Below are 20,552 nucleotides of genomic sequence, written 5' to 3'. Positions count from 1 at the left end.
GTCACACCCGTACGCGCGACGGCACAGCGACCGAAGCGACCGAAGAACCCGCTCGCGCCCGTACGCGGGAGGCCGCCCCGCCGGAGGGCCGCGCCCCCGCGTACGGGTGCGGCGGACGCGGCCTCATGTCACTCCGTCAGAGGTCGAAGGCCACGTGCTCCAGGTCGGTGTACTCCACCAGCAGCCCCTGCGCCCGGCGTCCGCCGTCCTTGAAGTAGATCTCCTGCAACCCCTCGGCCGCGACCTCCTGGAGCTGCCGGTCGCTTCCGCCCTGCTCGCGGAGTTCGAAGAGCCGGGCCGCGTACACCGGCGGGAGCGCCACGGTGAGGTGGCGCAACCGGGCGTCGTCGGTGGAGCCGGGCGCCGCCGTGTAACCGAACCTGGCCCGGGTGTCGATGACGATGCCCCCGGTGGTCGCCGCCGCCTTGCGGGCCTTCGCCTGGATCTGCGGCTGCCAGCGCCGCTTGACCTCGCGGTCCATGCGGGCGGCCAGTTCGGGGCGGGGCTTCTTCAGCTGGTTGCGCACATACCGCTCGACCGTGCGCTGGGTGATGCCCAGGAGCTCGGCAACGGCCCTGGTGCCCTTGAGCTGCTTGACGAGGTACCGCATCTGCGCACCGGCCGACTTGGGCGCGGGCCGGGTGAACGCCCGCTGGACCGCCTCGTCGAGACCTTCGCCCACCGTGTTCATCGGCTGGCTCCCCTACTCTCCGTCGTCCTTGGCGGTGACCGCGCCGTCCTTGATGTACCGGGCCAGGTTGAGCTCCGGACCGTACTCCTCCCGGACGGCCTCCGCCCACAACGTGGTCTGCGATCCCTCGTGCTTCACCATCCCCGGGCTGACCCCGAGCCGGAAGCCCCCGGGCAGCGGTTTGCCGTCCCGGTACGGCAGGAAGTCCAACGGGGAGGGCCCGTCGGAGGCGTACACTGCGCAGTCCGAGAGCACGGCGACCGGGTACTGGTCCGTCGCGGCCGCCAGCCGGACCATCTTGCGGTGCATGTTGATCCGGGCCCGCGAGATGACGGCGGCCCGGATGTCGGGGCGCCAGGTCGGCCGGCTCAGCGCGGGCCACGGTCTGCCCGGCCGCCAGCCGCCGCCGCGCGGCCGCTCCCGCAGCTTGCCGATGCCGCCCTTGACCGTCGCCTTGATCGCCGAGAGGACGACCGCCAGCTGCGGGTCACGGTCCCGGTACCCCTCCATCGCCGCCAGGAACGCGTCGGGCGCCAGCCCCTCGCCCACGCCCAGGTCCGCCATGGTCGCCGCGTACGCGTCACGCAGCCGCTTGTACCAGCCGTCCAGATAGCGCCCGTTGGCCGGGCGCACCCAGGCCTCGACGGGGGCCACCTCGTAACCGAGCTCCACCGCGTACGCCACGGTCGGTGTCGCGTACCAGGCGGGGCCCTCCGGGCGGTCGCCCTTCGGCGTGAACGGGCTGGGCAGCAGGTCGCCGTCGAGCCGCCGCCACTGCTTGCCGATCATCACGTGGGACGGGTCGACGTGCGACAGGTCCACCAGCCAGGAGCCGGGCAGCGCAGGGTCGAACTCGGGGCTGTTCACGTGCACGGGCGCCCCCAGGCCGACGACCGCCCCGTTGGCGGCGGCGCCGAAGGCGAGGTTGACGTCGATACCGACCAGATGGCGCTTCAGGCACTCGTCGTCCGTGAGGGGCCGCGCCCAGTCGTACGCCTCCTCGAACAGCATCTCGGCCGGGCCGCGCTGATGGAAGCGGGGCAGGTCCGCGAGGAGCGGGTGCCCGTCGGGGGCCTCGCAGGGGGCGCACTCGACGGGCTCGGAGCCGAGCGAGCCGGGGTTGCGCTCACGGTGCCGCCGGCCGTCCGCGTCGGGAGCGCTCGCCCGGGTCGGCGGGTGCAGCGAGGTCATGAGTTCGAGCCCGGTGACGGCGGTGGAGCCGCGGGGCGTCATCACGCGGGACGCGTACGTCCCCAGCAGCCGTACGAGTTCGGCCGGCGGGAGCTGCGAGGCGCCGTTCCAGTGGCGGACGTCGAGCGCGTTCCAGGAGGGAACGCACAGCTGTACGCAGCTGCGGCGCGAGCCCCGGGCGGGCCGGTAGATCCGGGCCCACGGCCCGAAACCGCGCCGGGTCAGCTTCCACTCCGCCCGCACCAGCTGCTTGACCACCTTGTGGTCCTCCGGCAGCCTCCCGGCCAGGCCCTCCTCCCGCGACAGCCGCGCGGGCAGCCCGAACCGCTCGCACGCCGCCTCGGTGAGGACGAGCAGCGGATCGGCGTCCTGACCGCTGGGGTGCAGCCGCTCGGCACCGAGGCGCGCCTCTCCCAGGGCCCATTCGACCAGGGCGGGCAGCGACTTGGCGGGCACGTCGAGCACCAGCCCGCCCACGCAGTACGCGGACACCTCACCGGCTTCCACGTCCACGACGGCGAGCGGGCCGTGGTCGTAGCGGGGGGCGTCGGCCGCCGCATGGGCGTGCGGGGGCGTACGGGGCTCGGCGGGCGGCTCGGTGGCCGATTCGGCGGCTGAATCGGCGGGCGGCTCGATGGGCCGCTCGGTGGCCGGTTCCGCGGCCGGCGTTTCGCTCACACGGGCGGCGGGAAGCGCGTCGCCCACGACGACCGCCGACCCGGGCGGCTCCGGCGCGGATTGCCCAGGTGCGGTTCGCTCAGATGCCGATCCCTCAGGTGCAGGTTCCTCGAGGCCGGAGACGCCCTCCGCGGGCTCCTCCGGCGCGAAACGTGCGGCAAGGCCCTCCAGCAGCCGGGCGTACGCGGCGCGCTTCGGAGGCCGGGGCTCGCTGCGCCCGGACTCCCAGTTGCCGACGGACTCGCGGCGGCTCTTCAACGCCTTCGCGACCTGGTCCTGGCTCAGCCCGGCGGCCTCGCGCAGCCGCTTGCGTTCGGCCGGCGGCGGCAGCGGGTCCTGCGCGATCTGCTCCAGCAGCGCGTCGACCGCGCTGAACAGCAGCTGCTCCTCGTGGGACAAAAAGATCACCTCGTACGCCACCCTATCGAACCGCTCACCGGAACGCTCCTGGATGTCGCACGGATTGCGCATGCCGGTTCGGCGTCACTGGAGCCGGGATTCAGCCCGGCTGGAGGCGGCCGGAGCGTCTTCCGGCGCCCAGTGACCGGATCGGAGCGACCGGGAGCCCGCTCGGTAGCTGGAACCCCGGAGAAGGAACCGCAGGTCAGGTGACCGGCCGCAATGCGGAGCGACCGAAGCGACCCTCGGGTCAGATATATGCAGCCATTGGCGTGTGTGCGCGTGCGCGTCATATATGGAGAGCTTGAGTCGCTTCAGTCGCTTTTCCGTCGAGCATACGGCTGCGGCCTGCGGATTCACGGACACGACGAGGAGCGACCGAACGACCGGGGACCGCGCGCGGCCCGGTCACTGAGTAGCTGGGGGCATCTTTCGATGGGCACATCTGTTCTGCCGCAGTGGCCTCTTCTTCCCTCGGGGTTTCGCTAATCTGATTTTGCGAGTTGAGTCGCTTCAGTCGCTGATGGGGGAAGTGAATGGCAGCTGAACTGCGGGTCTCGCGTGGCGACTCACGGCAGTTCCCGGAGGCTGAGCCGGTCGCTGAGCAGCCGCTGACGACGGCGTTGTGGTGTGCCCGCCAGGGGTGGCCGGTTCATCCCCTTGCGCCGGGCCGTAAGACACCGGTGGCCAACTGCGAGGCGTGCCGCCGCCCGGACCACGACCGCGCCCGGTGCCGCTGCCTGCGTTCAGGCCGCTGGTGCCACGGATTCCACGCGGCGACGCTCGACCTCGACCGGATCGGGCAGTGGTGGGGCGGCCGCCCGGGTCTGGGCGTCGGCGTGGCCACCGGCCCGGCGGGCCTCGTCGTCATCGACGTCGACGCGCACAGCCGCGAACTCCCCCGCCGGGACCGCCTGTTGCCGGGCGTCGGGATCGCCGCCGGAATCGACCTGACCGGCCTGGCCAACGGTTTCCACACCCTGGGCCTGCTGGCCGCCCTGCGCGGCGCCACCAGCCCCGCGGACGACGCGTCCACGCTCCGGGTCCGCACCCCGTCGGGCGGTCTGCACGTCTGGTACCGCAACGACGCCGGGCACCGCTGGCAGTGCTCGGCCGGTTCGGGCGGCGGGCGGGCCCTGGCCTGGCAGGTCGACGTCCGGGCGCACGGCGGTTACATCGTCGCGCCCGGCACCGTCACCGAGGCCGGGACCTACCGCCCGGTCGGAGCCGTACGCACCCCCGCCCCGCTGCCCGCCTGGCTCGCCAGGGAACTCCAGCGCACCGGCCACCTGCCCACCAGTTCCGCGCCGGGGCCCAGACCCGTGCCGCCCCGGGCCCGGCAGGCGGTGCTCGCGGCGGGCGGCCGGTCCGACGCACCGGGCGAGCGCCTGCTGACGGGCCTCCTCGCCGAGGTCGCCGCCTGCGCGTCCGTTCCCGAGGGCGCCGCGTTCTCCGAGAAACTGAACCGGGCCGCGTACACGGCGGGCGGACTCGTCGCCGCCGGGCACGTCACCGAGGACCAGGCCGTGCGCGCCCTGCGCGAGGCGGCCGGGCTGGCCCGCCCGGACCAGGAGCGGCGCAACCTCGCCATCATCCGGGGCGGGCTGGGCGCGGGGCGGCTGCGGCCACTGGCTCTCGGGGGGCGCGCGTGAGCGCGGACCAGGACAGTGCCCTGCCATCGCCCTCCTTCGACGTACGGGCCGTGGCCGCGCAGATCCTCGCGCAGCCCGTGGCACAGTCCCGGCAGCACGCCGAGGCGTCCACGCCGTACGCCACGGCGGACGGACTGCTGCCCGACACCCTCACCGACCGGGGCAACGCCAAGTTGTTCGTCAGGCTCTACAGCAACGACTACCGGCATGTGCCCGGCATCGGCTGGTTCCGCTGGGACGGCACCCGCTGGCAGTTCGACGAGGACGACACGGTGATGTGGTCGGCGGGCGACCTGGCGGAATCCCTCGCCACCACCGACCCGCGGGGCGTCTTCACCCCCGCCGCCCTCCAGCAGCACCGCCGGCGCACCCTCAGCACCAGCGGGATGAACGCGATGCTGACCCAGGCCAGGTCCGCACCGGGCATGGTCCTCAACGCGGCGCTCCTGGACGCCGACCCGTACGCACTGTGCACCCCGGCGGGCGTGGTGGACCTGCGTACCGGCTTCATCCGCCCCGCCGAGCCCACCAAGGACTTCCATTCCCGCTCCACCTCGGCGGCCCCTCAGGCGATGCCCACGCCCCGCTGGGACCGCTTCCTGACCGACACCTTCGGCGAGGGACCGTCCGGCGAGGAGATGATCTCCTTCCTCCAGCTGCTGCTCGGGTACTCCATCACCGGGGACGTCGGCGGCCAGGTGATGCCGTTCCTGTTCGGCTCCGGGAAGAACGGCAAGTCGGTGCTGCTGGACGTCCTGATGAAGCTCCTGCGGGACTACGCGGACGCGGCGCCGCCCGGCTTCCTGATGTCACGCCCGTACGAGGGCCACCCGACGGACCTCGCCGAACTGCACGGCCGACGGGTCATCGTGTGCAGCGAGGTCAAGCCGGGCGACCGCTTCGACGAGGCCCGGGTCAAGCTCCTGACCGGCGGGGACCGGATCAAGGCCCGCCGGATGCGGCAGGACTTCTTCAGCTTCGAACCGACCCACAAGATGTGGCTGCTGGGCAACCACCGCCCCGAAGTCGGCACCGGCGGCTTCGCGTTCTGGCGGCGCATGCGCCTCATCCCGTTCGAACGTGTCGTCTCCGACCACCGCAAGATCGACAACCTGGCGGACATCCTGGTCACCCAGGAGGGGCCGGGCATCCTCAACTGGCTGATCGAGGGCGCCCGCCGCTACCTGGGCGGCGACAAGGACCTCTCGGGGCCCGAGCGGGTGCGGATCGCGACGACCGTGTACGCGGAGACCGAGGACCACACCGGGAGGTTCGTCGGCGAGACCTGTCGGCTCGACGCCGGGCTCCGGGCCGAACAGGCCCATCTCTACGCGGCGTACAAGCACTGGTGCCAGAATGAGGGCGTTCCCGCGATTTCGTCGCGAGCCTTCGCGGCGCACATCCGCGAAGTGGTGGGGCTGGCATCACCGAAGGAAATGATCTTTTCCAACCAGCGCAAGTACTACCCGGGCATCGGCCTGCTCGCGGACGAGGAGACAGTATGAGCGCCCTCATCGCAGAAGACGAGATCGTCCACGAGGTGGACCTCGTGTGGCTTGAGGACATCAGCGTGCTCGACTACGTCCGCCAGAGCCTGGACCGCCTCCCGACCCGCCGGGGCAAACCCGCCTACCACCGCGACGGAAGAATGGTCGGCTACGCCCTGCTGGGGCCGAAGGCCAAGCCATCGCGCTCCTCGGGCACCTTCCGGCGCCGGGTGTTCTGGCTGCTCCCCCACGACCGGGACACCGAGCCCGACGGGCTGTACGCGCGGGGCGCGCCGGCGGAGGCCGTCGACGTGCGGACGCTGGCGCCGGGCAGCAAGGGCCACAAGACCGAGCGCTCGGAAGGCGGGCCCATGTCGTCGGCCGCCGCCCGGGAACTCCAGCCGTAGCGGTACGCCCACGACCGTTGCCGGAGCAGGTCCTTGCCGGAATGGTTAAGAAACAGCACGTCCGGTATATTTTCTCCCGTCGGGGACGACCGCGGACAGGGAGGACACCGACGTGCAGGGGGAACGTCTCACCGGGGCCCAGGTGCTCGTCGTCGGCGGAGGGCCCGTCGGCCTGCTCGTGGCGGCCGAACTGGCGGCGTACGGCGTCGACACCGTACTGCTCGAAGCCCGGACCGAGATCTCCGACCAGCCCAGGGCCACCACGCTGCACGCCCGCGCCGTGCAGTCCCTGACCCGCCGGGGCCACCTCCCGCGGCCGGCGGCAGGAGCGGCCGGACCCACCACCAGCACCTTCCACTTCGCGGGGCTCCCCGGCCTGACCATCACCGCTCCCCCGCACGAACCGGAACCGGTCCTCAAATGCGTCCAGGCCGCCTTGGAACGCCACCTCGAAGCCCGGGCCCGCGCCGCCGGGGCGCGCGTCCTGCGCGGGCACCGCCTCACCGACGCCGTCCAGGACGAGAACGGCGTACGGGTCACCGCCGAGGGACCCGAGGGGCCGAAGGTCTTCCACGCCGGGTACCTGGTCGGGGCGGACGGCGCCCGCAGCACGGTCCGCGCCCGGGCCGGCATCCAGTCCGACACCTTCCCGGCGACGGTGTCCGCACTGATGGGGACCGTCACCCTGGCCGATCCGGGGGCCATTCCAAAAGGCTGGCACCGCACCCCGCGCGGCTGGATCGTCGCCAAGCGCGACGGGGTCCGCACCCATCTGCGGACGCTCGACTGCCGCGGCGCCCACCCGGACCGGCACCGGCCCGTCACCCTGGAGGAGCTGCACCGCGAGGTGGCGCGCATCGCGGGCCGGGAGATCGCGATGCACTCCCCGCACTGGCTGAGCCGCTTCAACGACTTCGCCCGCCTGGCCCGCACCTTCGCCCGGGGACGCGTCTTCCTGGCCGGCGACGCCGCGCACGTCCACTTCCCCATCGGCGGCCAGGGCCTGAGCACCGGCTTGCTCGACGCGCTGAACCTGAGCTGGAGGCTCGCCCTCGCGGTGCGCGGCGCGGCGGGGCCCGCCCTGCTGGCCGGCTACGACGCGGAACGCCGGCCGCTCGCCCGCCGCGTGCTCGACGGCACCCGGGCTCAGCTCGCTCTGATGCGCCCGGGCCCCGAGGCGGACGCGCTGCGGACGGTCTTCACCGGCCTGCTCGCGGACGAGGCCGGCAGCGGCCGCCTCAGCGGCCTGATCAGCGCCCAGGACACCGTCCTGCCCGACCTCACCGGCGCGGGCGGCCCGGCCGCCGGTACGTACCTCGGCAACACCGCGCTCAGCACCCCGGACGGCGACACCGACGTCATCCGCCTGCTGCACGACGGACGGCCAGTCCTGCTGCTCCTGAACGAGAAGGCCGCGGGCCTCCGGGAGGAGGCCCGCGGCTGGGCGGGCCTCCTGCGCATCGTGGCGACCCGGCCCACGCCGGGGGTGCCGTACGAGGCGGCGCTGCTGCGACCGGACGGCTACCTCGCCTGGGTCCCCGGCGACGGCGCCCTGCGACAGGTGCTCACGGCGTACTTCGGCCCAAGTCCCCCCAGCGGATGAGCCCGACGGACGGTGGGCTCACCCCCACTCTCAGCTCGCGGTCTCCAGAACGTCGGGCAGCCCGGCCGCCTGCACGGCCTCCGCGTACACCCGCTCGCCCCGTGTCTCGGACAGGTCGAGCGAGGCCAGCACCGACGGCACCACCGCACTGGGCAGCAGATGACGCATCAAGGCGGACACCCGCACCACCAGGTCGCGGTACTCGCACACGGCCTGCGACATGGACTGGATGCCCGCGAAGGAGCCCACGATGACCTCGGCGGTCTCCGCCGGCGAGATGTGCGGCAGCAGCTCGCCCTGGGCCTGTGCCTGCTGGAGCAGGCCGAGGCCGACCTCGCCCCACCGCAGGAACGGGCCGCTCCGGTCGAGGTTCTGCGTCAGCTGGTCCATCGTCAGCCGGACGCCCGCACGCACCATCGGATCGGTCTGGAGACGGTGCGCCTGGAGCATCACGACGTCCACGACCTCCTGCACCTTGGACGCGCGGATCGGCACGATGATGCGCTGGTCCTGCTCGGAGAGAACCCCCTGGGCCAGGTCTTCCTTGGAATGAAAATGGAAGTACAGCGCGCCCTTGGTCACCCCCGCCTCGGTGAGGATCTGGGAGATCGTGGCCGCTTGGTACCCCTGCTCCTCAAAGATCTTGGCCGCCGCCGAAAGAATCGTCTGCCTGGTACGGATGGCCCGCAGCTGCTCAGCCACTGTGTCTCCTCCCTCCTCGGGTGGTCGAACGTGGGGGGATAAATAAACCGTCCAGTTCGTATCTTACAGGCCGACATCTCCCCGCCACCCTGGTCGGGGAAATGTCCGGCGGGAAAGGGAAACCATGATCCTCGTCACGGGCGCAACCGGGACGATCGGCCGTGAAGTGCTCCGCCGCCTCCCCTCGGACCGGCCCGTACGCATCATGGCCAGGCATCCCGAGCGGGTCACCGGCGCGCCCCCGTCCGCCCGGATCGTCCACGGAGACTTCACCGACCCCGCCTCCCTGACGGACGCTCTGCACAACGTCCACACCGCCTTCCTGGTCACGAATCCCGACGGGGACGACGACACGCGCTTCCTGGACCCGGCCCGCGCGGCCGGCGTCCGCCGCATCGTCAAGCTCTCGGCCGCCGCCGTCACCGACCCCGCCGCCACCGACCTGATCACCCGTCGCCAGCGCCACAACGAGGACCTGCTGCGCGCCTCGGGCCTGGCCTGGACCCTGCTTCGCCCCCGCGCCTTCATGTCCAACACCCTGTCCTGGGCCCGGTCGATCCGCTCCGACCAAGTCGTGCGCGCGCCGTACGGCACCTCCGCCAACGCCTGCGTCGACCCCGGGGACGTCGCCGAGGTGGCCGCTCTGGCCCTCTCCGGGCCGGACCGGGACCACGCGGGCAGGGCCTACACCCTGACCGGCCCTCAGGCCCTCTCGGCCACCGAGCAGACCGCCCAGCTGGCCGCGCTCCTCGGCCTGCCGCTGCGCTTCGAGGAGCTGAGCCCCCAGCAGGCCCGTACAGCCCTCGCAGCCCGCTACCCGGCCGATATCGCCTCCGCCCTCCTGGAGAGCGCCAGACGGCAGCACAGCGGCTCCAAGGCGGACGTGGACCCCACCCTCCCCGGCCTGCTCGGGCGGCCGGCCCGGACGTACCGCGACTGGGCCGCCGACCACCTGAACGCTTTCCGGCCCGACACCCCCACAAGGGACTGAAGCCCGTTCAGTCCCTCACCGTTCCGTCCCTCTTCGGTCCCTCAGACAAAACCGCAGGTCACAGCCCCGCCTCCCCCATTAGAAAGGGTCCGAAGGGACTGAAGGGACTCAAGACTGGCAGTTATAAGCGATTATGCAGGCGTGTGTATGCGCACGCGCGTAGAACAACCCTATATATCCCTTTGTACCTACTACTCTGGTCCTGAAGCGCTGATAACTACCGACCTTGAGTCCCTTCAGTCCCTCCCCATTCCACTCGCAAGCCTCTGACCTGCACCTTTACCCGAGGGACCGAAGAGGGACCGAAACTTCCAGTCCCTCCGCTCCCCCTTCAGTCCCTCCCCTTCGGTCCCTCCCCACCCCGACCGGCACGGGTGGCCGACACGCCGACTTCGAACACACTCTGCTTCCTAGGACAAGGGACCGAAGGGACTCGCGGAGCGAAGAGTCCCGCCCGCCGTGGGACGCCTGTTGTAGGCTCTGACCCGAATCCGAAAACTCAGTCCCTTCAGTCCCTCAGCCCGGCAGTGAAACCGCTCTGACCTGGCTCTTCTCTGGAGGGACTGAATCGTTCAGGACTGAACAACCTATTGGCCCTTCGGCAAGGACGATCAGCGTGCCGCGTCAAAGTGAGACCGGTGACCCGCGCGCGGCGGGAGCCACGAGTCCCTTCGACATGGCCCGTTGGTGCGCGGCGAACGGCTGGCCCGTCCACCCCCTGGCCGCCGGACGCAAAACGCCCGCAGGGAACTGCCCGGCCTGTCGCGAGGACCCCCACCGACCAACAGACTGCCCCTGCCTGCCCGCCGGCCGGTGGTGCCACGGCTTCCACGCCGCGACCACCGACCCGGAACGCCTGGCCGCCTGGTGGGGCGTCAACCCCTCGCTCGGCGTCGGCGTCTCGTGTGGCCCCGCCGGCCTCGTCGTACTGGACATCGACGCACACACGGCCGAAGTCCCCCACCGCAACCGGCTGCTGCCCGGCATCCCGATCCACGAGAGCGTCAACCTCACCGGCCTGGCCTCCGGCTACGACACCCTGGCGCTGCTCGCCGCACTGCGCGGCCGGCCCAGCCCCGCGGACGACGAGGACACCCTGCGCGTCCGCACCCCGTCCGGCGGCCTCCACATCTGGTACCGCACCGAACCCGGCGGACCGCGCTACCGCTCCTCCGTGGGCTCCAGCCCCAAGGTCGCCCTCGCCTGGCAGGTAGACGTACGGGCCACCGGCGGCTACATCGTCACCCCGGCCACCCGCACCCGCGCCGGCACCTACACCCCCGTAGGCGCCGCCCGCCTGCCCGCACCCCTCCCCGACTGGCTCGCCGCCGAACTCCTGCGCACCGGCCACACACCGGGGCCTGACCCCGTACGAGTCCCGGCACCCCGCCCCGCACGGGCGACCCGCCCCGCCCAGGGCACCCCGCGCGCGCTGCGGGTCCTGGAGCCCCTGCTCGCCGAGGTCCGGGCCTGCGCGGCAGCCGCCGAAGGCACCGCGTTCACCGAAAAGCTCAACCGGGCCGCCTACACCGCAGGCGGACTCGTCGCAGCCGGGCGTCTCACAGAGCCCCGCGCACAGGACCTGCTCACCGAAGCGGCCGACGCCGCGCGTCCGAACCGCCACCGGCACAGCCTCACCATCATCGCCTCAGCCCTGTCCGCCGGCGCAGCCCGCCCGCTCGATCCCGAAGGACGCCCATGAGCAGCGCCGACAGCGGCCCGCGCTTCGACGCCACTGCCGCAGCGCAGCAGATGCTCGCCCTCGAAACCGAGGGCGGCCTTCCCGGCCTGCCCGCCCAGCAGAACGCCTCCGTGGCCGGTGAACCACCGCCACCCGAAGGCCGCCTGCCCGCCCTTCTGACCGACCGGGGCAACGCCAAGCTGTTCGCCGTCATGTTCGGCGACCAGTTCCGCCACGTCGAGGGCCTGGGCTGGTACCACTGGGACCAGTACCGCTGGAAGCGCACGGGCGGCGAGAAGGCCGCGGTCTGGGCGGCGGGCGACCTTGCCGAGCAGATGCCCCCCACCGATCCCACCGGCCAGTACACCGACCGGGAAGTCCGCGCCCACCGCCGCCGCTCCATGTCGACGCCCGGCATCAAGGCCATGCTCACGCAAGCGAAGGCATCCCCCGCGCTCGCCCTCGACCCGGACGTCCTGGACGGCGACCCCTACGCCCTGTGCACCCCGGCCGGCGTCGTGGACCTCCACACCGGGCACCTACGGAAGCCCGACCCCGTGGGTGACATGCACTCCAGGGCCACGAGCGTCGCCCCCGAAGCGACGCCCACCCCGCGCTGGCACCGCTTCCTGCACGACACATTCGGCGACGACGCCAAGGGCGAGGAGACGATCCACTTCCTCCACCTGCTCCTCGGCTACTCCGTCACCGGTGACGTCGGCGCCCAGGTGCTCCCGTTCCTCTACGGGACCGGCGCGAACGGCAAGTCCGTGCTGCTGGACGTCATGACCCAGATCCTCGGCGACTACGCGCAGGCAGCCCCGCCGGGCTTCCTCATGGAGAAGGGGAAGTTCTCGGAGCACTCCACCGAGCTCACCGAACTGCACGGCCGGCGCATCGTCGTCTGCTCGGAGCTCAAGCCGAACGACAAGTTCGACGAGTCCCGGGTGAAGCTGCTGACCGGCGGCGACCGCATCATGGCCCGGCGCATGCGGCAGGACTTCTTCAGCTTCAACCCGACCCACAAGCTCTGGCTCCTGGGCAACCACCGCCCCGAAGTCGGCACCGGCGGACACGCCTTCTGGCGCCGTATCCGCCTCATCCCGTTCGAGCGTGTCGTGCCCGCCGCCCGCAAGATCGACAACCTCGCCAAGGAGCTCGTCCAGAGCGAGGGCCCCGGCATCCTGCAGTGGCTCATCGAGGGCGCCAAGCTCTACCTGGCCACCCGGGACCCGCTCGACGGCCCCGCCACGGTCCGCTCGGCCACCGCCGCCTACGCCACCACCGAGGACCACATCGGCCGCTTCCTCGCCGAGTGCTGCACCACCCACACCGCGGACCTCCGCGTGGAACAGGGCCTGCTCTACGCGGCGTACAGCAGCTGGTGCGGAGCCGGCGAAGGCATCCGCCCCGCGACGGCCCGCGCGTTCGCGACCCGGGTCCGCCAGGAACTCTCCCTCGCCTCGCCCGCCGACATGATGAAGTCCAGCGGCAAGAAGTACTACCCCGGCCTGGGACTCCTCGCCGACGACGAATCCAGGACCAGCCATGGCTGACGTACGCACCGGGCACACACCCGCCGGTCCGGCCTACCATGAACACGGTGCCCCCACCAGGGAACGTGCTCACACCCACCCCGGCCTCCTCCCGGCCGGCCGACACACAAAGGGGCTGCAGCCATGAGCTCGCTGCTGAACGAGAGCGACCTCCACCACGAGAACGCCGTGGTCTGGCTGGAGAACCCCGACAACCTCGACTACGTACGCCAGGCGCTCGACAAGACCACCCGCCGCCGCGGGAAGCCCCGCTACGAACGCGACGGACGCATGGTCGGCTACACCGAGCTGGAGGCCCACACCGAGGCCGACCCGGACAGCGGACTTCACCTGCGCCGGGTCTTCTTCCTGCTCCCCCACGACCGCGACGCCGACCCCGACGGCCCGTACCACGAGGGCGCCCCGGGCGAAGCGGTCGACCCGAGCACGATCGAGCCGAAGCGCGTCGGCGACAAGACGCCCCGCTCGCAACGCGGTCTGGCCGCAACGGCGGAGACCGGCAGCTGACGAGGTGGGTGGGGATTATTACGCCGTAATAATCCCCACCCACCTCCGACTTATTACGCCGTAATAACCGCCCGCACTCCGCTCCACTCCCCCGAGCCCGGCTCCACGACCACCCAGAAGCCGGGCTCTTGAGCGTGCCTCAACCAAAACACAGCCAGAACTAACGCGTCGGTACAGAAAAGGATCACCGGAGTTAGTAAGGTGGCTGCCATGACTTCGCCCTCCCCCGGCGACCGCGAGAAGGTCGTCTCCAAGCTCCCCCCGGTACTCCAGCAGGACCTGAAGATCCGGGCCGCCCAGCACAACATCGACATCCAGCACGCCGTCGAAGCAGGCATCGAGGCATGGCGGCGACTCGGATCCAACCTCTCCCCCATCGACACCGCCGGAGCCAAGTCCTTCGCCACCTTCCTGCCTGACGGCCAGTGGGACGGCTTCCGCGCCGACTGCGGAAGCCGAGGCGTCTCCCTCATCCAGGGCCTCGCCCAGTCCGTCGTGATGTGGCTGGAGACCAACCCGGCGCCCACCGTCGTACGCCCCGAACACCCGAAGCGCATCATCACCTGCAACCAGAAGGGCGGCGTCGGCAAGACCGCCATCGCCGCCGGCACCGGCGAAGCCCTCGCCGAGGACCCGGGCGCCCTCCACCCGGTCCGCATCTCCAAACACTTCGCGGCCGCCCTCGCCGAGGACGCGGACCCCTCGCCCCTCGACTACGAGGACCTTCCCGGCCTCGGACTGCGCGTCCTCCTCGTGGACTTCGACCCCCAGTGCCACCTCACCAAGCAGCTCGGCCACCAGCCGCTGCCCATCGAGGGCGACAGCCTCACCAAACACATGGCCGGCGAAGCCAAGGGCCGGCTCGCCGACCTCGTCGTCCCCATCGAGGACCCCCGCTTCGGCGACCGCCTCCACCTGCTGCCCGCCTGCACCGACGCCTTCCTCCTGGACGTCAAACTCTCCGGGGTACGCGCCCGCGAAGCAGCCCTGGAACGCGCCCTGTCCGCCATCGAGGCCGACTACGACGCCGTCATCATCGACTGCCCGCCCAGCCTCGGCCTCAGCATGGACGCCGCCGCCTACTACGGCCGCCGCCGCCAGGGCGAAGCACCGGGCAACTCCGGCGTCCTCGTCGTCGTCCAGGCCGAAGACAGCTCCGCCGACGCCTACGGACTCCTGACCTCCCAGATCGAGGACCTCCGCGACGACATGCACCTCGAACTGGACTACCTCGGCATCGTCGTCAACCACTACGACGCCCGCCGCGGCTACATCGCCACCTCGTCCCTCAACTCCTGGATGGACATAAAGGATCCCCGGGTCGTCGGCGTCATCGGCGACCTCAAGGAACAGAAGGAGGCCGTACGCGTGAAGCAGCCCCTGCTCGCCTACTCCCCCCGCTGCGACCAGGCCGTCGGCCTGCGCGCCCTCGCCCGGGAGATCTCATGAGCAAGGCATCCCGGCTCGGCGCCGGCTCCTCATTCGGCCAGACCCAGTCCATCAGCGCCCGCCGCGCCGCCATCAACCAGGTCGCCGCCGCCCCCACCGAAGGCGCCCCGCCCCCGGTCCAGCTCCCCGTCGACACCATCAGCCTGAACCCCGACAACCCGAGGTCCGACCTCGGCGACCTCACCGACCTCGGCAACAGCCTCCGCGACCACGGCCAGAAGACCGCGATCAGCATCATGGGCCGCTTCGCCTACCTCGAAGGCAACCCGGGCCGCGAGGACGACCTCGAACCCGGCACCAAGTACGTCGTCATCGACGGCAACTCCCGCCTCGCCGCCGCCCGCGAAGCCGGACTCACCGAGATCAAGGTGATGCTCGACGACAAGCTGGGCAGCAACCCCGACGAAATACTGGAATCGGCCCTCGTCGCCAACATCCACCGCCAGGAGCTCAACCACCTGGACGAGGCCAAGGCCCTCGAACAGCTCCTGAAGATCCACGGCACCCAGGAAGCCCTCGCCGCCCGCCTCCACCGCTCCCAGGGCTGGGTCTCGCAGCGTCTGGCGCTGCTGACCCTGACCCCCTCACTCAAGGAGAAGCTCCAGTCGGGCGAGGAATCCGCGGCCACGCTGCGCCTGGTCGGCAAGAAGAAGGCCGAGGACCAGGAGGCCCACCTCCAGCACCTGAAGGCCACCAGGCCCCAGAAGCCCCGCACCCCCAAGCAGAAGCGCCAGCCCCCGACCGACGCACCCGCCCGGCTGCCGTCGACCGACCCCCACACCCTGACGAACCTCATCATCACCGAGCTCGACGTCGCCTCCCGTCGCAAGCTGACGGAGCTCCTCGTCGACTACAAGATCGAGGAGTCGAAGCGGATGAGGGCGGAGAAGTAGCCCCCGCACGGGGTTGGGTGCGCATTATTACGGCGTAATAATGCGCACCCAACCCGTCGATTATTACGCCGTAATAATCGACGGGTTGGTTCGCCTCCCGCTGGCACGGCGACGGTGGTACGAGACGGTCACCGCACCGAGCAGCGGCCCCCAGGCCACCAGAGGCAGATACAGCAGCCCCACGACCACGCTGCCGTGCGCCGTCAGGTCGGGGTGCGGCAGCGCCCACCAGGCGACGAGCGGCGTCCACAGAACCGTCAGCACCAGGGCCCCGAGGGCAGCCGGGACAACGACCGCGATCCGAGGGAGAGGGCGCCCGCCGAGCAGCGGAACCCAGCGGGGGAGTACCTCACCCCACGGCCGTACGAGCCCGAGAGTCAGAAGCCCGACCGCCTCGCTGACCAGGCTGAGACCGAGCACATAACCCGCACCCCAGCCGGTGAAGTCCATCGCCGCGTAACCCGCATCGGTGTAGCCGGCCGTGTGGCCTGTCGCCAGGAGCACGCGCCAGATGCCGGTCGGCAGCGTGACGAGCGCGCAGAGATGGGCGGCACGGACTGCCCAACGGGGCGGGGTGGAAGTCATGTGCACCATCCTGTCGGCGCACCGGCTCCCAGTCGTCGGCTCCGCGTACGAGCTCCCGACCGGCCCGGAAGGAGGTTCCGCCCAGCCGGCTCCCCCGCGCGGTGGAGAGCCGCCTCCTCCTACGGACCGCCCGGATTATTACGTCGTAATAATCCGGGCACCGACTCCATCGGTGCGGAGGTGTCCGGCCGGTGGAGGTGGACGCGGGGCTCGGCGCGAGGCGTTCAGGCGGGGGAGAGGAGGAGCTGGCGGAGTTCAGCCGTGCACATCATGTAGCCGTCAGGCGTCGGTAAATGTGCGAGGTAGTGCTCGAGGTCCGATGCCAGCGAAAAGACCCGCACCGGCGTACCCACGGCACGGGCGGACTCCACGACACTGCGCACACCATCGAGGACCGCGGGGTGGCGGGTGCGATAGGAATCGGCGACCAAATGGTTGCCCCGGTCGGCGGCCAGGTAGAACTGCACCAGGTCCTTGAGGCCCACGAACAGTTCACTGGCGCCGATGGCACACATCGCCGGAGCCGCGTGAACAGCGGAGGGCGTCTCGACGAACGCGGACAAGGGCGTGCCGTCGGGCAGCGCAAGGTGCTCTCTGAGCTGCGCGAACTCCGTCTCGTCGCTCACGAAGGGCACCGACAGACCCACGCGCTCCGCCTCGTCGCCGAGGTTGTTGCGCAAGGTCGCCAGCACCGTGTGGAGGGAGTCACGGTAACCGGTGGAGCCAAGGAGCCAGCGCGCGCCGTGCAGGCCCATCTCCGGGTTGGGCTCGACCGCGACAGGAGCGGTCTCGGTGACGTCGGCCGCGTGGTCGGAACGAAGGTCGAGCATCCGCAGGACGAGCCGCTGACCGGGAAGAAGCGCTTTGACGAAGTCGCAGAGGCGCTCTCCGATGGCCTGCCCATAGGCGGCGACGGCTGCCGCATCGCCGGCCATGGCATCGAGCGGGCGCAGCCCCAGCGCAAGGCAGAGGAACTCCTCCCGGATGAAGAAGGACTCCACACGTGCGGCATGGGGACCGCAGGAGTTGATGGCCGTGATGTCCTGCAGATCCGCGATGACGGCACACGCCGAACCGATGGCATCCAGAGTGGAGTTGCCGGGCCCGGGCAGAGGGACCGTTTGCGGTGCCACGACGATCGACGCGCTCTCCAGATAAAGCGTCACCTCCCCGATCAGGTCGGCGAGGTCCGCTTCGTCCACGCGCAGGACGGGGATGCCCCTGCCGCGGCACAAGGACTGCATGTGACCGGTGAGACCGCCGGAGCCGCACACCACGGCCCGTGAGGCCACAATGGCGTCGTAGAGCCCCGCTTCCAGGGAAGAGGCGACGAGTATGGCCCCCTCCTGCGCGCTCCGTGTTCTGTTGCAGGTGCCGCGGAGAACATTCTCCGACCCGCCGGCCAGCAGAGTGCCCAGGATCCGTCGCTCGTTCCCGTTCAACTAGTCCTCCGGGTGTTCGGTACTCTCCAACCCCAATTGCCGACGCAGCTGCCGTGGTGTCACGGAGACGTCGTTGAGCCTGTCCACGGCCACCCGGTTGACGACCGCCCTGATCAGGCGTTCATCGTGAGGGACGCCCGTCGGAAGTACGGGAAGACCGCCCATCGAGCGAATGCGGGCGTGCAGACGGGAATCCAGCGCTTCCCTCCTCTTGCGTTCACGGCTGGCGAGCCTCCGTACCTCCAGTTCCACAGACTCCTCCAGCGCTCCCCGGACCGCTTCCTCCGGGTTGCTGACATAGCTCCGGTACTGGCGGTGCCGTGCGGCGAGCTGGTGAAAACCGTCCCGCCGCAGTTCAAGCTGTTCGACGACGTGGGCGGCGACGGCGACGGAGTGGTTCTTGATGGCTGCGAGGTTGAACGCGAAGGCACCCGTCCGACCGTGCCTGACGATCTCATCGCCCTCCCTCGGCACGCCGACGGCCGAGATCGGTCCAGCCGGATGGCCGTCGGCGTCCAGCAGCGTCCCGCACTCGTCGACCTCCACGCCTCGGCCGGTCCGTGCATGAGGGGTCGCGATGCCGTTCCGGACGAGGCTGTGCCAGAGCGGCTGCCCGACCTTTGCGTAATCGGACTCCCTGCCGAAGTTCGACACCACAAGGTCTGCCTCGAAGCTGTGCTGCCCGTGCTGAGCGGCCACGGAGACGGTCAGCCGCCCGGCCGACGCGGGGGTGATCTCCTGCACCCGGCCGAGGACCAGTTCCACCCGCCCGTCCTGAGGGTGCATCGCTCGCTCGATGATGTCCATGGTGTACGCCACGGCCCCGACCCGCACGGCCGCGATACCGGTCGAGAACTCGTCCAGCAGGCAGCGCAGTTCCTCGGTCGGAACGCGGTCGATGGCCTCCGGCAGGTACGGCTCCCACGCCTTCGCAACCCGTTCGGAGAGGATCACGGCGTCGATCTCGGGATGACGGTCCCTGACGGACGAACACGCTTCCTGCCAAGCGGTCCTGACACGCGCAAGGAAATCCTCGCGCCCGCGATAGGGCTCCATCAGGATGTCGGGTCGCGACACCGGCACCACTCCGTGCTCATGGGCGTCGGGGTAGGTGCGGAAGAGCGTCCCGGACCGGGAGATCAGCCGCACGGGGCCGGTATGCCCGTTGCGCAGCAGCAGGCCCGCCGTGTCGTACGCGCTCAGCACGGACCCGACGACGGCCACGGAGGACTCGGCCGGGAGCAGGCTGAGTTTACGGATGGCCGAGGGGGAGTACGGGTTACGGATGAAGGAGGGGTGACCTGCGACGCCGGCCGCGAAAGCCGGTTCCCTGAGCTCCAGCCCGGTGGCGAGAACGACGTGGTCGGCTTCGAGCAACAAGGTGTCGGCGAAAGGCCCTGGACGCAGTCGCTCGGACACGTTCGGGGTGAGGCCTTTGACGGCCACTTCGAAGCCGCGGTCGCAACGGCGAGCATCAAGCGCTTCGCCGTCCGCTTCGACGAGGACGACCCCGGAGCACGACTCCCGAACGGCCTCCGCCAGCCGGTCGCTGAGGTAATCCTGGAAGATGCGACGGGGGGCGGGACCCTGCTCGGTGAACGTCCAGGAGGCCCATTGCCGGGGCCACTCCCGCCGATCAGCCTCGTGGTTGGCCCAGTTGATGAAATCGAGCACATCCTCGCGGAAGACCGACATCCGGCCCGCCTGGATATTGAAGACATAGTCCCAATGATTGCCGTCGCGGTGGTAGGCCACTCCTGCCGAGCGGTAATCCACTCGCCGCTCCAGCAGGATGATCTCCAGCGGTCTTCTCGCGAAGTGGAGCAGCCTTATCGCTGTGGCCGTGCCGGCCAGGCCCGCCCCCACGACAAGCACCCTGGGGCGCGCGCCCGTCTTGCTCATGAAGCCTCCCCGCCGTCCCGGGAGCGCCTGGTGCGCCCCCGGTCGCTGTCTTCGTCGACTGGAAGTCCCCTGTATGGACGCCAACTAGCTTGAAGTACGCGGGCGTTGGACGTTTCTGACGCCGAGACAGGGCCGTGCGTGGTCGTGGCGCTGACGATACCCGAAGACACCGCACGCCGACGGCATCGGCGATGGGACAAGTCACCTTGGCGCGCCCACGTAGCCGCTGTACTTCGGGCTTACGGTGAACTCGTGGCCTTTGTTCTCTCTCCAGTTGGGGGAGGGGGCGTGGTTTGTCGGACAGGTGGGCGTTGGCTTTTTGTTGGGCGGTGGGTCTGTCTGGTCGGTTGGGCTGGGGGGTGGGGTTGTGGTTCCAGGGTTTATCCCGGATAAGAAGTGAAGCAGTTCTTTGGCAGGGGAATCTTCGGCAGGAGACTTCCCTTGTAGCTAGCTGGCCTGTAGAAGCAGGTTGGGTTCGGGAGCGAAGCGGACGGACCTGGGGTGTAGCGAGACGGAACCCCTTGGGGGGGTGCCATGAAGTGGTTGCTTGTCAGGGCATCGCGAAGCGAGGCCTGTTCACTGCGTTCATGGAGCGAAGCGGAGTGAACGCCCGCGCTTCGCGCGGGCCGGGGAGCGAAGCGCGCCGGCGTCTCTAGCCCCTGGAGCGAAGCGGAGGGGGCGCGCCAAGCGAAGCGCGGCGCTTCGCTTGCTCATCGCGCAGCGATGAGGGTCCCGC

General features: G+C 70.6%; 16 protein-coding genes. 10 read left to right on the top strand and 6 right to left on the bottom strand.

Going from position 1 to position 20,552, the window contains the following annotated elements; translation table 11 throughout:
- Positions 1–136: 136 nt before the first annotated feature.
- Positions 137–691: a telomere-protecting terminal protein Tpg gene (gene tpg / locus ACFUJY_RS33865; RefSeq protein ID WP_383306790.1), complete on the bottom strand. Its 555-nt coding sequence runs from the start codon at positions 689–691 to the stop codon at positions 137–139.
- 12 nt (positions 692–703) lie between these two features.
- Positions 704–2,959 (bottom strand): telomere-associated protein Tap, encoded by a 2,256-nt coding sequence (gene tap / locus ACFUJY_RS33860; RefSeq protein WP_383306851.1) that lies wholly within the window; start codon positions 2,957–2,959, stop codon positions 704–706.
- A 536-nt stretch (positions 2,960–3,495) separates the two neighbouring features.
- Here tap and ACFUJY_RS33855 point away from each other — a divergent pair.
- The 4 genes from ACFUJY_RS33855 to ACFUJY_RS33840 all read left to right on the top strand — a co-directional run bounded on the left by ACFUJY_RS33855 (position 3,496) and on the right by ACFUJY_RS33840 (position 8,108).
- Positions 3,496–4,611 carry a bifunctional DNA primase/polymerase gene (locus ACFUJY_RS33855; protein WP_383306788.1) on the top strand — a complete coding sequence of 372 codons (1,116 nt, stop codon included), beginning with the start codon at positions 3,496–3,498 and terminating at the stop codon, positions 4,609–4,611.
- A complete protein-coding gene (locus tag ACFUJY_RS33850) occupies positions 4,608–6,116 on the top strand; it encodes a phage/plasmid primase, P4 family (RefSeq protein WP_383306786.1) in 1,509 nt (502 codons plus the stop codon). Before ACFUJY_RS33855 ends, ACFUJY_RS33850 begins: the two co-directional genes overlap by 4 nt.
- Positions 6,113–6,505: a DUF6009 family protein gene (locus ACFUJY_RS33845; protein WP_361035694.1), complete on the top strand. Its 393-nt coding sequence runs from the start codon at positions 6,113–6,115 to the stop codon at positions 6,503–6,505. Before ACFUJY_RS33850 ends, ACFUJY_RS33845 begins: the two co-directional genes overlap by 4 nt.
- Positions 6,506–6,617: 112 nt before the next feature.
- The gene (locus tag ACFUJY_RS33840; protein ID WP_383306784.1) at positions 6,618–8,108 is read left to right on the top strand and encodes an FAD-dependent monooxygenase; all 1,491 of its coding nucleotides are present in this window, start codon (positions 6,618–6,620) and stop codon (positions 8,106–8,108) included.
- Between the two features lie 30 nt (positions 8,109–8,138).
- Here the strand turns inward: ACFUJY_RS33840 and ACFUJY_RS33835 are convergent, their stop codons facing one another.
- On the bottom strand, positions 8,139–8,810 hold the full coding sequence (locus ACFUJY_RS33835) for a ScbR family autoregulator-binding transcription factor (RefSeq protein ID WP_383306782.1): 672 nt from the start codon (positions 8,808–8,810) through the stop codon (positions 8,139–8,141).
- 124 nt (positions 8,811–8,934) lie between these two features.
- Here ACFUJY_RS33835 and ACFUJY_RS33830 point away from each other — a divergent pair, with 124 nt between their 5' ends.
- The 6 genes from ACFUJY_RS33830 to ACFUJY_RS33805 all read left to right on the top strand — a co-directional run bounded on the left by ACFUJY_RS33830 (position 8,935) and on the right by ACFUJY_RS33805 (position 15,887).
- The gene (locus ACFUJY_RS33830) at positions 8,935–9,801 is read left to right on the top strand and encodes an NAD(P)H-binding protein (protein ID WP_383306780.1); all 867 of its coding nucleotides are present in this window, start codon (positions 8,935–8,937) and stop codon (positions 9,799–9,801) included.
- A 676-nt stretch (positions 9,802–10,477) separates the two neighbouring features.
- Positions 10,478–11,503 carry a bifunctional DNA primase/polymerase gene (locus ACFUJY_RS33825; RefSeq protein WP_383306849.1) on the top strand — a complete coding sequence of 342 codons (1,026 nt, stop codon included), beginning with the start codon at positions 10,478–10,480 and terminating at the stop codon, positions 11,501–11,503.
- On the top strand, positions 11,500–13,038 hold the full coding sequence (locus tag ACFUJY_RS33820; protein ID WP_383306778.1) for a phage/plasmid primase, P4 family: 1,539 nt from the start codon (positions 11,500–11,502) through the stop codon (positions 13,036–13,038). The genes ACFUJY_RS33825 and ACFUJY_RS33820 overlap by 4 nt, the downstream gene beginning before the upstream one ends.
- A gap of 123 nt (positions 13,039–13,161) precedes the next feature.
- Entirely contained in the window at positions 13,162–13,545 is a 384-nt protein-coding gene (locus ACFUJY_RS33815; RefSeq protein WP_018521694.1) for a DUF6009 family protein, read from the top strand.
- Positions 13,546–13,755: 210 nt separating this feature from the next.
- Positions 13,756–14,994 (top strand): ParA family protein, encoded by a 1,239-nt coding sequence (locus ACFUJY_RS33810; protein WP_383306776.1) that lies wholly within the window; start codon positions 13,756–13,758, stop codon positions 14,992–14,994.
- The gene (locus ACFUJY_RS33805; RefSeq protein ID WP_383306774.1) at positions 14,991–15,887 is read left to right on the top strand and encodes a ParB/RepB/Spo0J family partition protein; all 897 of its coding nucleotides are present in this window, start codon (positions 14,991–14,993) and stop codon (positions 15,885–15,887) included. Before ACFUJY_RS33810 ends, ACFUJY_RS33805 begins: the two co-directional genes overlap by 4 nt.
- Before the next feature lie 63 nt (positions 15,888–15,950).
- Here ACFUJY_RS33805 and ACFUJY_RS33800 read toward each other — a convergent pair whose 3' ends face one another.
- The 3 genes from ACFUJY_RS33800 to ACFUJY_RS33790 form a co-directional block, all read right to left on the bottom strand.
- Complete coding sequence (locus tag ACFUJY_RS33800; protein ID WP_383306772.1) at positions 15,951–16,481, bottom strand: hypothetical protein; 531 nt, start codon at positions 16,479–16,481, stop codon at positions 15,951–15,953.
- A 215-nt stretch (positions 16,482–16,696) separates the two neighbouring features.
- Entirely contained in the window at positions 16,697–17,914 is a 1,218-nt protein-coding gene (locus tag ACFUJY_RS33795) for a putative PEP-binding protein (RefSeq protein ID WP_383306770.1), read from the bottom strand.
- The gene (locus ACFUJY_RS33790; RefSeq protein WP_383306768.1) at positions 17,915–19,816 is read right to left on the bottom strand and encodes an FAD/NAD(P)-binding protein; all 1,902 of its coding nucleotides are present in this window, start codon (positions 19,814–19,816) and stop codon (positions 17,915–17,917) included.
- Positions 19,817–20,552: the final 736 nt, after the last annotated feature.

The organism is Streptomyces sp. NPDC057249 (assembly GCF_042669245.1).
GTDB lineage: Bacteria > Actinomycetota > Actinomycetes > Streptomycetales > Streptomycetaceae > Streptomyces.
The sequence above is the reverse complement of the archived record's forward strand: the minus strand, read 5'-3'. Positions and strand labels throughout refer to the sequence as shown.

Excerpts from the sequence above, each read along its gene's own strand:
- tpg (WP_383306790.1), bottom strand. The coding sequence starts at position 691 with ATGAACACGGTGGGCGAAGGTCTCGACGAGGCGGTCCAGCGGGCGTTC.
- ACFUJY_RS33855 (WP_383306788.1), top strand. The coding sequence starts at position 3,496 with ATGGCAGCTGAACTGCGGGTCTCGCGTGGCGACTCACGGCAGTTCCCG.
- ACFUJY_RS33845 (WP_361035694.1), top strand. The coding sequence starts at position 6,113 with ATGAGCGCCCTCATCGCAGAAGACGAGATCGTCCACGAGGTGGACCTC.
- ACFUJY_RS33830 (WP_383306780.1), top strand. The coding sequence starts at position 8,935 with ATGATCCTCGTCACGGGCGCAACCGGGACGATCGGCCGTGAAGTGCTC.
- ACFUJY_RS33825 (WP_383306849.1), top strand. The coding sequence starts at position 10,478 with ATGGCCCGTTGGTGCGCGGCGAACGGCTGGCCCGTCCACCCCCTGGCC.
- ACFUJY_RS33820 (WP_383306778.1), top strand. The coding sequence starts at position 11,500 with ATGAGCAGCGCCGACAGCGGCCCGCGCTTCGACGCCACTGCCGCAGCG.
- ACFUJY_RS33815 (WP_018521694.1), top strand. The coding sequence starts at position 13,162 with ATGAGCTCGCTGCTGAACGAGAGCGACCTCCACCACGAGAACGCCGTG.
- ACFUJY_RS33810 (WP_383306776.1), top strand. The coding sequence starts at position 13,756 with ATGACTTCGCCCTCCCCCGGCGACCGCGAGAAGGTCGTCTCCAAGCTC.
- ACFUJY_RS33805 (WP_383306774.1), top strand. The coding sequence starts at position 14,991 with ATGAGCAAGGCATCCCGGCTCGGCGCCGGCTCCTCATTCGGCCAGACC.
- ACFUJY_RS33800 (WP_383306772.1), bottom strand. The coding sequence starts at position 16,481 with ATGGTGCACATGACTTCCACCCCGCCCCGTTGGGCAGTCCGTGCCGCC.
- ACFUJY_RS33790 (WP_383306768.1), bottom strand. The coding sequence starts at position 19,816 with ATGAGCAAGACGGGCGCGCGCCCCAGGGTGCTTGTCGTGGGGGCGGGC.